Source organism: Bradyrhizobium sp. BTAi1, from assembly GCF_000015165.1.
Taxonomy (GTDB): domain Bacteria; phylum Pseudomonadota; class Alphaproteobacteria; order Rhizobiales; family Xanthobacteraceae; genus Bradyrhizobium; species Bradyrhizobium denitrificans.
Window position 1 is genome coordinate 4,314,099 of record NC_009485.1, and the last position, 14,453, is coordinate 4,328,551.

Genomic DNA, 14,453 nt, shown 5'->3' on the forward strand with positions numbered 1-14,453 from the left:
ACTCCGGCAGTCTGCATCCGCGATCGACTGCGTTCGGAGACGAGCCCGAAGCCCGATTCGAAAATAGGGGCGAATCAACCCAGTCCCGACGTCCCGCGCCTCAGGCCAGCGTCGAAATCGATCGCGCTCAGCGACTTGCAGGCTCCGCAGGAGTCCCGACAAGGTCGAACCTGCGAGGTGGATCTCCCTGAGAGCTGGCTGGCAATCCGGTGGCCGCGAGCTGTTCGACCCTTTCCGCAATCTCGTTACGAGCGTTGTAGCTGGCGAACGCGGCGCGCAGCGCCTGTGCACGCTGCCGGTATTGCGGCGTGGTGAGCACGGCGCGGACCGCGTCGCGAATCTGCGAGGCGGATGGCCGGCCGGTCCCAAGATTGATGCCGGCGCCCGCCCACGCGACGCGCGCGGCAATTTCAGGCTTTTCCTCACTATCCCCGGCGACGACCAACGGCACACCGAGACTGAGCGCGTGATTGACGCCGCCATAGCCGCCATTGGTCACCATGACGCTCACCTTCGGGAGCAGGCGGTCGAACGGCAGGAATGTCGCCGCCCTCGCATTGGGCGGCACCACCACCGGGATCGATTCGGTTGGTGGGCCGCCGGTGCACGCGATCACCGTCAGGTCCTCGTTCGCCAAGCCCCTCAGCGTTGGCCCGACAAGCTGCCCAAGATCCTCGTTTGCGAGCGTGCCTTGAGTGACCAGCACGATCGGGCCGGCATTGTCGATCTCGTCCCACCAAGGCGGCGGGCGGAAGCCGGTCGATGGCGGCGGCAGCAGCGGGCCGACGAAGCGGATGCTGCTTGGCATCGTGCCACGCGGATATTCGAACTCCCAGGCCGTCAGCTGCAAATACAGGTCAGGCAGCGTGATCATGCTATCGAACAGGAATGCCGGCAGAGGGCGCGCCCCGATCCTCACGAGGACATCGTTGAAGTATTGCTGCACCGGGCCGAACATCACGTTCTGCAGGTGGCTATTCATCGCAGCATTGCGCGCGCGATCGGCCGGCGTGATGGATGGCGGGAGCGCGGTGCCGAAGAAGGCGGTGTCTGCGCTCGACAGAGCGAGCGCCGTGATCCCAAGCCCGATGATCGGGACTCTTTTTTCCGGCGGGCCCAGCAGAAGCGGAAACGTCCCGCAGAACATCGTATCGGTGATGATCGCATCGAAAGGAAACTCGCGGTGCAAGTCGCGTATCCCGGCGGCCTGATGCGGTATTGCATCCGCAAAGATGTGCTTCAGTCCGAAGGAGAGCAGCGCGGGACCAGGTGCAATCTTGCGGCGTTCGGGAAAGTGCTCGTCGAGTTTCCGATAATCGTGATCGATCTCCGGGCGAAACGCGACGAATCGTGCGCCGGTCGCCTCCACTCGCTCCCTGAACAGACTGCCGGTATTGACGACGACCTCGTGGCCCCGACTCACGAGGAGTTGGGATACGGCCAACAAAGGAAAGACGTGACCAGGTAGCGCCGTAGCCGCGATGAGAAACCGCGCCATGTTGTGCTCTCCCCTATCCTAACCCACCAACCGATCGCCGCTTATTCCGCTGTTTCCGGCAACCGAACATCAGGCACGGTTTCCACAAGCCGCAGATTGCCAAAATAGCGATCGAGAAGGGCCGAACTGACCGGACCGATCGGCGCGCCCACCGCAGCCAATTGTTGCTGCGTGAGGTCCGAGGTCACTTCCGGGTGCGATCGCGACGTATCCTCTTTTGACAGGATCGACAGGATGGCCGCCAGATCGTTGTCCTGTGTTTCGGCCAGCCGCCGTCGCCCGATGTCGATCCATTGATCAAGCGGCACGATTTCGATCGGAACGCCGAGCCGGCGGAAGATGCGTGGGACCTCGCGTACATCAACGGGTTGACTGTTCATGAGATGATAGACACTGCCCCAGGACGCTTCGCTGCCCGCGAGCCGGACGATCGCTCGCGCGACGTCATCGGCCGGCGTCATGTTCAGCCTGAAGTCCAGGTCGGGAATTGCGCCAAGTTCCGCATAAAGCCGGACAATGCGCCACATCAGGTCCGTTTCGTTGCAGATGCCATTGGCGCGATCACCGGTGACGCTGCTCAGGCGATAGATCGCCAGCGGCAGGCCGCGAAGCTGCGCTTGCCGGACAAGCGTGTCGCCGACCCACTTGCTTTGGCTATAGCCGCTCGTGAGTCCCTGCCACGAGGTCAGATCAGTGAGTTCCGACACCGGACCGGCCTGAAACTTGTCGATCACCGCAAGGGTGGACACATAGTGCAGTCGCTTTGGTCGTCCACTCGCGGTCCAATCGAGCAGCGTGAGGACGCTGTCGACATTGGCGGGTTTGAGCGCAGCATAATGACGGAGGAAATCGACGTTCGCTCCGCAATGATAGATCGCCTCGCACTCGTCACGCACAATGCGGATTCCCCTTTCATCGAGTCCGAGCGCCGGATGTCCGAGATTTCCGGTCAGAACCTCGATGCGATGCTCGTCCCCGCTCACCGAAAGCTTTCGCTTGTCGAGCGCCTGCCGCAAACGGGCTTCGCCCGATTGCCGATCAGCGGCGCGGACGTGACACACGATCTGCGCATCCGTCTCCTGGATCAGCGCGGAGAGAAGGTGACTACCGACAAAGCCGGTCGCTCCCGTCAGAAAAATGCGTTTGGGGTTCTGCGGCGCCCGCCCGCCGGTCAGCCTGACATGCGCCGGCAGGAGAATGTCGTGCGACAAGTCCACGGCGCCCGTCGAAGATCCATCAGGGTCGAGCCGTTCAGCGAGCCCGGCGATGGTCGACACTTCAAACAGCGTCGCAAACGGCAGCTCGACTCCAAACGCAGCACGGATGTTGGAGACCAGATGCGTCACCAGCAGCGAATGGCCGCCGAGATCGAAAAAGCTGTCATGAATCCCGACGCGCTCGAGCCCGAGGGTCTCGGCGAACAGAGCGCAGAGTTTCTCTTCCTGTGCCGTCCGCGGCGGGGTGTATTCGGTCACCGGCTGGTGGTCAGGAACAGGCAAAGCGTTGCGATCGAGCTTGCCGTTGGGGGTGAGTGGCAGCGCGTCAAGCACGACGAACGCGGCGGGAACCATGTAGTCCGGCAGGGTGCGCGTAAGATGTTGGCGCAGCATCATGGCATGCGGTGCATGACCAGCAGCGGGAACGACATAGCCGACGAGGCGCCTATCGCCGGCACGGTCTTCGCGAGCGATGACGGCGGCCTGGGCGACGCTCTCATGCTGACCGAGCGTGGCCTCGATCTCACCGGGCTCGATCCGGAAGCCGCGGATCTTGACCTGATGGTCGGCACGGCCAAGAAAATGCAGCGTGCCTTCCGGCCGCCACCGCGCACGGTCGCCGGTGCGGTACATGCGGCTGCCCGGCGGACCGAACGGATCGGCGACGAAACGCTCGGCGGTCAGGCCCGGACGGTTGAGGTAGCCGCGCGCCAGACCGCTGCCGGCGATATAGAACTCGCCCGCCACCCCGACCGGAACAGGCTGCAAACCATCGTCCAGAACATAGACCCGCGTATTCCAGATCGGATGCCCAATCGGCGGATCCGCCGCGCCGGAGAGCGGCATGCTCATCGTGGCGCAGATCGTCGTTTCCGTCGGCCCATAGGCGTTGATCATCCGCCGCCCTTCCGACCAGCGCGCGACCAGATCGGGCGGACAGGCATCGCCGCCAACGATCAGCGTGCGCAACTGCGCGAGCTGCTCGGTCGGCATGCCGGCCAGAACCGCCGGCGGAATAAGCGCGTGGCTGACGGCGTAGCGGGTCAGCGTATCGGCAAGTACCTTGCCGGCCATGAGGCCAGCCTGCGGAACGACAAGCGCAGCTCCAGCGGGAAACGCCATGAGCACTTCCATGATCGACGCGTCGAAACTGGATGAGGAGAATTGCAGGACGCGCGAGTCAGGCGTGATGCCGAGCCGCTCGATCTGAGCTTCGACAAGGCTCGTGATGCCAGTATGCGAGACGACGACGCCTTTTGGGATTCCCGTCGAGCCGGAGGTGTAGATGACGTAGGCGGAGTTGACCGGGGTCAGCGGCGCGATGCGATCCTGGTCCCGCGGGTTGGTGTCGGGCTGCCGGGCAAGAAGGTCGGCGGTGTCGGGATGATCCAGCAGCAGGCGCCGGCCCGCCTCGGGCAGGCGCTCGGCAATGGCATTGCTGGTGACCAGGCACACCGGCCTGGCGTCGGCGAGCATGAAGGCCAGACGGTCAGCCGGATAGTCCGGATCGAGCGGCAGATAGGTGGCGCCGCTCTTGGCGATGGCAAGCAGGCCGACGATCAGCTCCGCCGAGCGCGGCAGGGCGAGCGCGACGATCTGCTCGGGACCAGCGCCTTGTGCGATCAGCAGATGCGCCAGCCGGTTGGCGCGCGCATTGAGGACAGCGTAGCTGAGCGTGGTATCCTCGCACACCAGCGCGGTGGCGTCACCGCGCCGCGCGACCTGAGCCTCGATCAGCGACGGCAATGTCGTCGGCGACACCGCGCGGACCGTGTCGTTCCACTCCACCAGCACCCGGCGCCGCTCCGCCGCATCAAGAATGTCAATTGCGCCAATCGGCCGACTGGGATCCTGTGCAATCGCCTCGACAAATCTCACGAGACGCTGCTGATGACAGGCCAGCTCCTGCGCGGTGTAAAGAGCAGGATTGGCGTCGAAATCAATTCGAAGCCCTTTCCCATCACCGCGGTCGTAGACGAAAATCGCAAGGTCGTCGCCGGAGCCATTGCACAGGTTGTGCGTCGTTGCGGAATGGCCGCCGAAGCAGAGATCGTAGTCGAATGGTTCGATATTGATGACCGTCGTAAAAAGGTGCCCGTTCGTGGAAAGCAGGTTGAGGTCCCGTCTGAGGTCCTCGTATCTGTAGCATTGGTGTCGTATAGCGTCGCGAACTCGCCTCCCCACGTCGCGAATTAGAGACGTCGCGCTCATGTCCGGACTCATGGCCAAACGGAGCGGCACCGCGTTGGCGACCATGCCGGGAACACGCCGCAGCCGTCCCTTGGGCCGGGCTGTCACTGGCAGGCCGATGACCAGATCGTCGATCCCGGTCACGCGATAAAGATAGGCTGCGGTCGCGGCGATGATGATCTGTGGAAGACTTGCGCCGCTGGCCTGCGCCGTTGCGCGCAGCGCCGCCACACTTTCCGCCGAGAGATGGATTGTCTGACGGAGAAGGCCACCGACATTCTGCCTCCGCTGACCGGCGAGACTAAACGCAGCCGGGCGATCGGCGAACTGTTTCAGCCAGTACTCGCGGTCGCGTGCAAATCGTTCGGAGCTTCGATACGCGTTCTCTTCCTCAAGGAGAAGCGCCAAGGGACCGAACGTACTTTGTCCGGGAGACCGTCCCTCGGTGAGCGCCGTGTAGATCTCGGCGACGCGCCGGGCGAACAGCCCGCCGGTGAAACCGTCCATGACGATATGATGGCTGCGATGATACCAGAAATAATGATCCGCCGCGGCCTTGAACAGGGCGCAGGTCCAAAGCGGCCCTGTCAGCAGATCGACCGGCCGAGTCAACTCTGCCATCATCCAGCTTTCAGCCGCCGCCCGCGGGTCAGGTTCGGAGCTGACATCGATGAACGGAAAGGTCGTATTCAAGGTGCGCGAGACCGTCTGGCGGATTCCGTCTCGCTGCTCGATGAACCGCACTCGCACGGTGTCCGCTTCCATCCCGGCTTGCCGCAAGGCCGCCTCGAACAACACGGGATCAATCGGCCCGTGGATCTCTATGGACTCCGCAAGATTGAATATCGAATCCGACGAGCCGAATTTCTGCGCAAACCACATGCCCGTCTGAGCCGCGGAGAGTGGCAACACCTGTGAAAACTCGTTGATCGCGTTCACGACTTCCCCACCGATGTATGAGTTAAGAGAATGTTCGAATATCGATTCTGTGGCTATGCCGTACGGTTGTGACCGCGGGCTCTCGGACGCATGTCCGTCCAGTTCGTGTCGATGTAGTCGATGCAGGCCTGGCGGCTGTTCTGTGCGCAGACCGCAGACCAGCCGGCCGGGACCTCCGCTGCTGCGGGCCACAGCGAATGTTGTCCTTGATCATTGACCAGGACGACGAAGCTGCCGCCCTGATCGTCGAAAGGATTGCTCACGTCTCGTGCTCCGATTTCGGCGAGGGATTGCGCTCAGTTCGATGCTGACGATCAGGCTGCAGCCGCGTGCGCGACGCCCAACCGTGCTTCAAGCTGTCGAAGGGTTTGTGTGGACACGTGAAGCTGTCCAGCCATGGCGATGGTGTCGCCGATCCGGCGCGCGGGACCGAGGCGCTCGAGTCGCCAGCCGGACCGCCGCAGGACACGCTCCATACCCACGTCGACGACGCAGGCGATGGTGTTTATGTCGTTCGACAGGCTGACTTTCAGAACCCCGATCAGCAACTCGTAGGTCGTTCGCGATATGCCCGATTGAGTAACGGCGGTGTTTCCGCTCACCGCAAATCTGCTGGCTTCCCACACGCGTCCTCCGCAAGGTACGGCTGCTCTGGTCACAAGGGACGGGAAGACATCGCGAAGCATATTCGGACCGGTCGTCGGCAGAAGGCGGACACAACCGTTCAGGATACCGTGTCTGTCCATCGAGAGCAGATAGCGGGGCGACAAGGCGTCATATTTGTCGACCTCAAGTTCGCCGCTGACGATGACGTCCCAACCCAGGCGGTCCTTGAAGACCGTCTTCCGAAGGCGATGCATTTGGTACAAGCTGCTGATGTGGCGTCCTGCATTGTCTTTCGTGACAATTCGAAGCATCTGGGTCCCCGTCCCGTCCGTCAGGCTGGACATTATCCGGCAGCTACATCAACTCGAGCTGTCTACCTTTGCAGGTATCCTGCGGTCTGCGACTGCCCTACAATTCGGTCTCAGTGTCGTTGACTCTCTCCGTTCGGTAGACGGAGCTGACGAGAACTAAGAAGACGAGACGGAAGATCGACACGGTGCTGAAGGCGACGATCGCCTTGGCGGCGTTACTCGAACAAGTGAGCATGACCGATCTGGGGCTATGCTACGAGGCGCCCCCCAACCAGATCGTACCTCGAAGCGTCAGCTCTTGGATGGGGCGCCACTTGCTTATCGGATGCCTGCGATCGATTGCGTGAGCCGCGCCGTGCTGAATTGGCGCCTGTACGATACGGTGCAAGTGCCGTTCTGCGTTGATGCCGCGGAAGACGCGCCGTCGCGGCTCGGCAAGCCGCTCATCTTCGACAGCGCCAGGACAGCTAAGTTCACCAGCACGGCCTCCAGCGTACTGGCGACCACTGGCATCCGGCCATCCGCAGCCCTATGGTGGTCGCGCGCGCCGGCGCCTCAGCAAAGACGGCGGATATGGCGGACAACACCGAACATGCGTCGCCCACACACCCAAGGTCTTACCGACGGACGCAGACTCAATGGTCCTGCTCCTGGACTCCACTTCCAAGAATCGCTCCAAGGAGAGCAAGAGGAGCAGGACACGGTCTCCGAGACACACCTACCAGACACACATCGGCAAGCGCAGGTGCCGCTACTCTCAGGTCACGGCACCTTAGACTGCCCGACGGATGGCTACATGCCGATGATATCGTACGCCAGTCCCTTGGCGACCGCCTGCTGTACGGTCGCAACTCCGAGCTTGCGCTTGGCGTTCTGGGTATGAAACACAACCGTTCGTCGACTGACGTTGATGATTTCCGCCGTATCCAAAGCGCTCTTTCCGCGCGCGGCCCATTGCAGGCAGATCCTCTCGCGCTGAGTCAGGCATGGACGAAGCGGTGATGCGGGCGTGGGCGTTACGTCCCGCAATCGAGCATAGAGGTAGATCGCAATGAGATGCAGTTCATGGCGGTACTTGCTGATTTGGGCTTCGAACGCCGAACGGGCCTCGCAAGCAGCGAGCGTGAGCGTTGCAACCTTGCCCTGACGATCATGGATCGGAATCGTGACACCATGTCGAATCTCGAACTCGCTGGCCTCTTCCAAGAACCACTTCTGCCGATTGTTTAGCGCATCGAATTGATCAGTTGACCACGCGAAGGGAAGCGTTGTTGCAACCGAGCGGGCGATCACCGGATCGATCCTGTCGTACCGATTTGCACGGTACTGCTCCACCCAGGCGCTCGGATAGGTCGTGATTGCCAGCGCGTCATCCTCGTCGCCGCGCGGCGCGAAACTGAGATAGGCGAAGCATGGGAAGCCATATTGCTCCAAGGTTTGTCGCAAAAGATTCTCAATTTCATGCGTGGTGTCGCATGCCGGGAGAGTCTGAACGAACTGTTCAAATATCCTCATGCGCCCCCCTACCCAAAACAGCCTTGCCCTTCTTCAAGCTGATCCAGAACCGATTTGCGTGATGTGGCGACACTTCTGGTCCCTCTTGGCGATATTGCCGTCGGACCATTGCATTGGCGGTGAAGATCATCGTGCCTACTGACCGTTGGTTACTTACTGAATTTTGAGAGCCGTCCGGAGAATTTCCTCCACGTTCACGACATTCTTGGTACCATCTAAGGTTGTATCAAAACCTCCAAGTTTTACATCTACACCATCAGACGACTCCGAAGCGTTCGCAGAACTCACGCTGAGCTCACGGAGTGATGCCCGGAAGTTGATAGTAGAGCGGCGCGTTCAGAGGTCGCTAATCAAAATCGCGCGACGTTCACATTTGGAACAACGATTGGAAGACTCGGTCTTAGTTGTGGCCATGGCCTCCGCCGAGATTGTCCGATCTGCGGACATCATATAGCCATCGACCTGTCTGCAGCGAACTGTGATAAACTACGAGTATCCTCGGGAGTCTCTCATGACTGGGTCACTCCGAAGCGCCAGCAGACGATATTCATCGGGTGATCGTCTATCGGACCCCGGCTCTTGAGCGAAGGATCGAGAGGGATGATCAGGATCCCTGCAATCGATTGACGATCAGCATGTGAGTCATTTTTTCAAGACGGACCAGAACAATCCGCAGCTCAGTTCGAGAGCCCCCCTTCGAGCGTGCGCATGGAGACTACTGAGCATGCACATTCTGGTCATGACGGAGCAGGATTTTTCGGCTCGGCGGTTTGTCGGCAGACTTCGTTTTAATTTTGGTGTCAAGGCCGTTGCCGTAGACAACTTATGATAGCAATTCGACCTTGCTTGCCGAGCATCCCAACTACGCGTTGAGAATACCGACCTCCGCGAGGCGGATGCCTCATCGCCCGTCGTCATCAAGCACAGATCGGACATTCGTTCGTCTATCGCGCAGGACAGCTGTCGACAGATCGTTCAACAACACAAATCGGTTTTCACACAGGTGTTGTAGGCACGCCCGCCCTGCTCGCGTCCACGCACCGCGAGCTCGACAACAATCCCCTGCCCACCAGACGATTTCGGTTGATCCACGCTTCTACCGACGACGTCCTCGGTTCACGGGGAGAGGCCGGACGTCTCTCCGAACGCGCAATATGTTCCGAGTCAACGTCACGACAAGCCAATGAACTTCTGACCGCTAACAACATCGATGCTGGCGGGTCTCGGGGTATCATCAGCAGATCGGCGAATGATTGTCCTTTTCTTCAATCCCATCTGTGTGGCGGAGGATAATGAGGACTGATTCGCTTGGCTTCACGTCGCTCGAAAATTGAGTTGAGCAGATCTGATCCATGGGCGTTGTGGTTCTGGCAACCTCGATGCTGTCGCTGATCCCGGTCATTCGCGGCCTGCTCGATGTGCCGATCGAGGCAGCCTGGCTGCTGTTGCTTGCGGGAAGTGACCGCTATCTTTTTGCCACGACACGCTTCGGGATCTGTCTCGCAACGCAGGCAGGGACGTTGCCACATTCGGACTGCTGCTGATGCTGGCGCTCCGGCCGGCAGGTGCCGTCGGGCACGTGGACGCCGCGCGCAAGCATGCCTGACGGGATCCGATCTATCCTGCTCGCTGAATCGGGCGCGCATCTCGTCTCGATGGCGCCAGAGATTAAGTGGGCGAGCTGCTCGGTAGCGATCTCAGTCCAGCCCACGCTCGTGGCTGAGACGGACCATCTCGTCGATGAACATCTGCTTCTGCTTGTCATCCAGGCTGGTGAAGAGCGGCTCCGCCGCGTCGGACACCGCGCGCTGGTCGGCGGCGCGATCGACCAGGAACTGCGCCTCGTTGCGCATCTGCTCGATGATGTCATCCGGCGGATCTCGCTTCGACCGCGCGATGCGCAGGTTCAAGCGATCGGCGCCGTTGCGGCCAAGCGCGTGCATCGCATTGGCGAACGGTGCCCAGTTCTTTTCCTGCTCCGCGGTGAGGTTGAGACCGACCTTCAGACGCTCGACATTGCTGTCGCTGTTGGCGACGATCTGCTCGGCGGTCAGTTGCGGCGTACCTTGTTGCGTCAGCATCGGCGCGGCCTTGGCAGGCTTGCTGGCCTTGGCGACCTTGGACGATTTGCCCTTCTTGGCTTCCGCCGGTGGGTTGCCCTCCGGCGGAGCTGCGCTGCGCGGGTTGGGCTGTGCCTCATTTCCGGTGAGTACCCCGGTAACGCCGGTGACCACGCCGACGACCCCGCCGATCGCGCCGCCCAGCACCCCGCCAACCGGACCGGCGGCCCTGTTGCCCTCGCGAGCCCCCTGCTCCATGCCCTTGAACAGGCCTTGCGCGTCAACCTGACGCGGCAGGCACACAAGCCCCGCCAGCACCACTCCGACTCCTGCCGCAATGCACAGCAACGGGCGCCGCCGGCTGGCCGGTTGCTTCGTGATCATCCGTTTCACGATCATCAGTGAAGGCTCCGCACGACAGGGCCTGACCGGACGGAGCCGACGTCAGTGAGTGGGCGCTGTGATTCCTGCTCAGTGTAGCGTTGCCGCAGCGCGCAAGTCCATGTTCGCATGCGGTTAGCCTCGCGCTCCCCGCAAGGCCTCCGGCGTGAAAGCACCGTCAGCTCTGATTTGCATTGCAGCGGCCGATCGCTGCACCGCGATCGCGACACGCTGCCGCAGCACCGCGTACCCGCCATTAGTTCAAGGGTTTGCCTCACCTGCTTTCTCGACAGTGGCGTGCAATTCTGCTCTGATTGCATTCAAGCGAAATCCGTGCGCGCATGACGCGACGCAATAACTAACAAGACGGATTCGCATCAACCGCATGCTTGGCTCACCAGGGAGGGAACGCCATGTCACGGAGGAAGCTGAACCGCCGACAATTCGTTGCTGCGACCGCTGCCAGTTCCGCGGTCATGATCGCCGCCCCCTATGTTCGCGGCGCCTATGCCGCAGGCAAGCTCTCGATGGGATTCTGGGACCACTGGGTTCCCGGTGCCAACCAGGCCTCGACCGATCTCGTCAATGAGTGGGCCGCCAAGGAAAAGGTCGAGGTGTCGATCGACTACATCACCAGCCAGGGCAAGAAGATCGAGCTGACCATCGCCGCGGAAGCCGCGGCGAAATCGGGACACGATCTGATCGCGATGCCGACCTGGTGGCCGCATGCGCATGCCGAGCTGCTCGAACCGGTCAACGACATCATGGGACCGATCATCCAGGAGAACGGCGAGGTGAACGGCACCGTCAAGTATCTGGGGCAATCGGGCGGCAAATGGCTCGCGGTGCCCGCCTGCGTCGGCAGCCAGATCAAGGGTCCCTGCACCCGCATCGACCTGATGAAGAAGCACGCCGGGATCGACGTGCAGGAGCTCTACCCGGCCGGCAGCCCGCCGAAAGCGGACAGTTGGACGACGGAAACTTTCCTGAAGGCGGCGGAAGCCTGCCAGAAGGCCGGCGTTCCCTTCGGCATCGGCCTCGGCGAGACCACCGATAGCGTCGATTCCGCAGGCGCCTTTTTCCAGGCGTTCGGGGCCGAGCTGGTCAATGCCAAGGGCGATGTCACCGTGAAGACCGACGCCGTCCGCCAGGCGCTCGAATTCTACAAGCGGCTGATCGCGGCGCTGCCGCCGGATGTCGCCTCATGGGACGACGCCTCGAACAACAAATGGCTGGTGTCGGGCAAGGGCGCCATGATCATGAATCCGCCAAGCGCCTGGGCGGTGGCCAAGCGCGACGCGCCGCAGATCGCCGAGCAGTGCTGGACCCACGGCTTCCCGGCCGGACCGAAGGGCCGCTTCGCGCCATTCCTGCCCTACTTCTGGAGCGTCTGGTCGTTCTCCAAGAACAAGGAGGCCGCCAAGAGTCTGATCGTCCATCTGTCCAAGCCAGCCTCGATCGAGAAGATGGTGGTCGCCAGCGGCGGTTATGACCTGCCAGCCTATGAGAAGCTGACCACGCTCAAGGTCTGGCAGGAGCAGGGACCGCCAAAGGGTACGCTCTATCACTACCCCAATCCCTACAATCATCAGACGCTGTCGATCGCGGCCTCCCCTGCTCCGCCCAAGATCGCGCAGCAGATCTACGCACAGGCGACGATGACCAAGATGTGCCTGCGTTATGCCCAGGGCGAGAAGATGGAAACGACGCTCGCCTGGGCCGAGGGCGAGTGCGAAGGCTTCATGCGCAGCTGAGCGGCCCTCTCGCAAATCCGGCGGTCCGCATCGCGCGGGCCGCCTCCCTCCGCGCATTGTCTTGCCCGCCCAGTGAAACCCGGCCTGCCGGGAGTCTCACGAGGAGCCTGTTCTCATGGTTGATGCCGCGATCGGCGAAGACACCGTTGCCCGCCCGCGCAGGGCCGCCACCCGCAGAGGCCTCCGCCATGCGCTGAAGCGAAAATCGACCGTCGCCTTCCTGCTGACCCTGCCGCTGATCCTGCTGATCACGCTGCTCGTGGTGTATCCCGCGGCCTATTCGGTGCATCTGGCGACCCTGAACAAGTCGATGCAGCGCTTCGTCGGCTTTGGCAATTTCGAGTTCCTTTTCAAGCGCGACACGTTCTGGCTGGTCGTCAAGCAGTCCTGCATCTTCGCGATCACGGCGGTGGTGTTCAAAGCCCTGATCGGCTTCATCGTCGCGCATTTCGTGCATAACATCCCGGCCAAGGGGCAGCGCAAATGGCGCGGCATGCTGCTGGTGCCCTGGGTGATCCCGCCGGCGATGAGCACGCTCGCCTGGCTGTGGCTGTTCGACCCGTCCTACAGCGCCTTCAACTACACGCTCGCGTTTTTCGGCATCGGTCCGATCCCGTGGACGGGCGACGCCGCCTGGGCACGGTTCTCGGTGATCCTGGTCAATGTCTGGTATGGCGCGCCGTTCTTCATGATCATGTATCTGGCGGCGCTGAAATCGGTGCCGGAGCAACTCTACGAGGCCGCCGCCATCGATGGCGCCAATTGGTGGCAGCGGATCTGGTTCGTGACACTGCCGATGATGCGCAACATCATCGCCATCACCACGCTGTTCTCGCTGATCGTGACGTTCGCGAATTTCGACATCGTCCGAATCCTCACCGCCGGCGGCCCGCTCGACAAGACGCACATCTTCGCGACCTGGGCGTTCCGCGTCGGTATCGAGGGCAGCGATATCCCGCTCGGCGCCAGCGTCTCGCTGTTCATGGTGCCGATCCTGGCGGTGGCCGCGATCTTCATCCTGCGCGATGTCTCCAAGCGGGGGAACGAGTCCTGATGAGCACGATGACCGTCGACAAGGCCGGCCCGACCCGCACCGTCAAATACGGCTCGATGAGCCGCGACCGCGCCTGGGCGCTGCGCTGGTCGTATTTCTTCCTGACGCTGTTTGCGATCTTCTCGCTGGTGCCGCCGCTTTATATGCTGATCACATCATTGAAGGGCAGCGCGGAGATCTCCGCCGCGACCAATCCGTGGTGGGTGTTCCATCCGACCCTGGAGAACTATGCCGGGCTTTTGACCTCGAACCAGTTCCTGCGCTTCTTCTTCAACTCGGCGATGGTCTCGATCATCGTCGTGATCATCACCATGTTGATCAGCATCCCCGCCGCGTTCGCGCTGTCACGGATGAAGTTCTGGGGCTCGGCCACGCTCGCCACCGGCGTGTTCCTGACCTATCTGATCCCGGACAGCCTGCTGTTCATTCCGCTGTTCAAGATGTTCGCGCTGATCGGCGACGTCACCGGCATCCAGCTGATCAACCGCTGGTACGTGTTGCTGTTCATCTATCCGACGCTGACGGTGCCGTTCTGCACCTGGATCATGATCGGCTATTTCGCCTCGATCCCGAAGGAGCTCGACGAGGCCGCGATCATCGACGGCGCCTCCTGGCTGCAGACCTTGACGCGCATCTTCATCCCGGTCGCCCTGCCCGGCCTGATCGCCGCGACGATCTTCGCCTTCACCGTATCCTGGGCGCAGTTCCTCTATCCGCTGGTGTTCACGACCTCGGCCGACCAGCTGGTGCTGCCGGTCGGCATCGTCACCACGCTGATCAAGGGTGATGTCTTCAACTGGGGGCAGATCATGACCGGCGCGCTGCTCGGCGCCGCGCCGCCCTTGATCATCTACGCATTCCTGATGGACTACTACATCGCCGGACTGACGGCCGGCGCGACCAAGGGTTGATGAGGGGTTGACCACAG

General features: G+C 61.8%; 10 protein-coding genes. 4 read left to right on the forward strand and 6 right to left on the reverse strand.

What is annotated here, in order from left to right; genetic code table 11:
* Positions 1-127: 127 nt before the first annotated feature.
* The 5 genes from BBTA_RS19250 to BBTA_RS19275 form a co-directional block, all read right to left on the reverse strand.
* Positions 128-1,498 carry a glycosyltransferase gene (locus BBTA_RS19250; protein ID WP_012044176.1) on the reverse strand — a complete coding sequence of 457 codons (1,371 nt, stop codon included), beginning with the start codon at positions 1,496-1,498 and terminating at the stop codon, positions 128-130.
* 41 nt (positions 1,499-1,539) lie between these two features.
* Positions 1,540-5,844: a non-ribosomal peptide synthetase gene (locus BBTA_RS19255; protein WP_049795385.1), complete on the reverse strand. Its 4,305-nt coding sequence runs from the start codon at positions 5,842-5,844 to the stop codon at positions 1,540-1,542.
* A gap of 53 nt (positions 5,845-5,897) precedes the next feature.
* The gene (locus BBTA_RS19260) at positions 5,898-6,107 is read right to left on the reverse strand and encodes an MbtH family protein (protein WP_012044178.1); all 210 of its coding nucleotides are present in this window, start codon (positions 6,105-6,107) and stop codon (positions 5,898-5,900) included.
* 51 nt (positions 6,108-6,158) lie between these two features.
* Positions 6,159-6,761, reverse strand: a complete 603-nt coding sequence (locus BBTA_RS19265) for an acyl-homoserine-lactone synthase (RefSeq protein WP_041751528.1) — start codon at positions 6,759-6,761, stop codon at positions 6,159-6,161.
* A 792-nt stretch (positions 6,762-7,553) separates the two neighbouring features.
* Complete coding sequence (locus BBTA_RS19275; RefSeq protein ID WP_083780682.1) at positions 7,554-8,276, reverse strand: LuxR family transcriptional regulator; 723 nt, start codon at positions 8,274-8,276, stop codon at positions 7,554-7,556.
* 1,379 nt (positions 8,277-9,655) lie between these two features.
* Here BBTA_RS19275 and BBTA_RS40810 point away from each other — a divergent pair.
* A complete protein-coding gene (locus BBTA_RS40810) occupies positions 9,656-9,820 on the forward strand; it encodes a hypothetical protein (protein ID WP_168167908.1) in 165 nt (54 codons plus the stop codon).
* 153 nt (positions 9,821-9,973) lie between these two features.
* Here BBTA_RS40810 and BBTA_RS19285 read toward each other — a convergent pair whose 3' ends face one another.
* Complete coding sequence (locus BBTA_RS19285) at positions 9,974-10,720, reverse strand: Spy/CpxP family protein refolding chaperone (RefSeq protein ID WP_049795502.1); 747 nt, start codon at positions 10,718-10,720, stop codon at positions 9,974-9,976.
* A 410-nt stretch (positions 10,721-11,130) separates the two neighbouring features.
* Here BBTA_RS19285 and BBTA_RS19290 point away from each other — a divergent pair, with 410 nt between their 5' ends.
* The 3 genes from BBTA_RS19290 to BBTA_RS19300 all read left to right on the forward strand — a co-directional run bounded on the left by BBTA_RS19290 (position 11,131) and on the right by BBTA_RS19300 (position 14,436).
* The gene (locus tag BBTA_RS19290; RefSeq protein ID WP_012044181.1) at positions 11,131-12,471 is read left to right on the forward strand and encodes an ABC transporter substrate-binding protein; all 1,341 of its coding nucleotides are present in this window, start codon (positions 11,131-11,133) and stop codon (positions 12,469-12,471) included.
* A 115-nt stretch (positions 12,472-12,586) separates the two neighbouring features.
* Positions 12,587-13,525 (forward strand): carbohydrate ABC transporter permease, encoded by a 939-nt coding sequence (locus BBTA_RS19295; RefSeq protein ID WP_012044182.1) that lies wholly within the window; start codon positions 12,587-12,589, stop codon positions 13,523-13,525.
* Positions 13,525-14,436 (forward strand): carbohydrate ABC transporter permease, encoded by a 912-nt coding sequence (locus tag BBTA_RS19300; protein WP_012044183.1) that lies wholly within the window; start codon positions 13,525-13,527, stop codon positions 14,434-14,436. Before BBTA_RS19295 ends, BBTA_RS19300 begins: the two co-directional genes overlap by 1 nt.
* Positions 14,437-14,453: the final 17 nt, after the last annotated feature.

Coding starts and splice junctions, on each gene's coding strand:
- BBTA_RS19295 (WP_012044182.1), top strand. CDS start 12,587: ATGGTTGATGCCGCGATCGGCGAAGACACCGTTGCCCGCCCGCGCAGG.
- BBTA_RS19285 (WP_049795502.1), bottom strand. CDS start 10,720: ATGATCACGAAGCAACCGGCCAGCCGGCGGCGCCCGTTGCTGTGCATT.
- BBTA_RS40810 (WP_168167908.1), top strand. CDS start 9,656: ATGCTGTCGCTGATCCCGGTCATTCGCGGCCTGCTCGATGTGCCGATC.
- BBTA_RS19265 (WP_041751528.1), bottom strand. CDS start 6,761: ATGCTTCGAATTGTCACGAAAGACAATGCAGGACGCCACATCAGCAGC.
- BBTA_RS19275 (WP_083780682.1), bottom strand. CDS start 8,276: ATGAGGATATTTGAACAGTTCGTTCAGACTCTCCCGGCATGCGACACC.
- BBTA_RS19290 (WP_012044181.1), top strand. CDS start 11,131: ATGTCACGGAGGAAGCTGAACCGCCGACAATTCGTTGCTGCGACCGCT.
- BBTA_RS19250 (WP_012044176.1), bottom strand. CDS start 1,498: ATGGCGCGGTTTCTCATCGCGGCTACGGCGCTACCTGGTCACGTCTTT.
- BBTA_RS19300 (WP_012044183.1), top strand. CDS start 13,525: ATGAGCACGATGACCGTCGACAAGGCCGGCCCGACCCGCACCGTCAAA.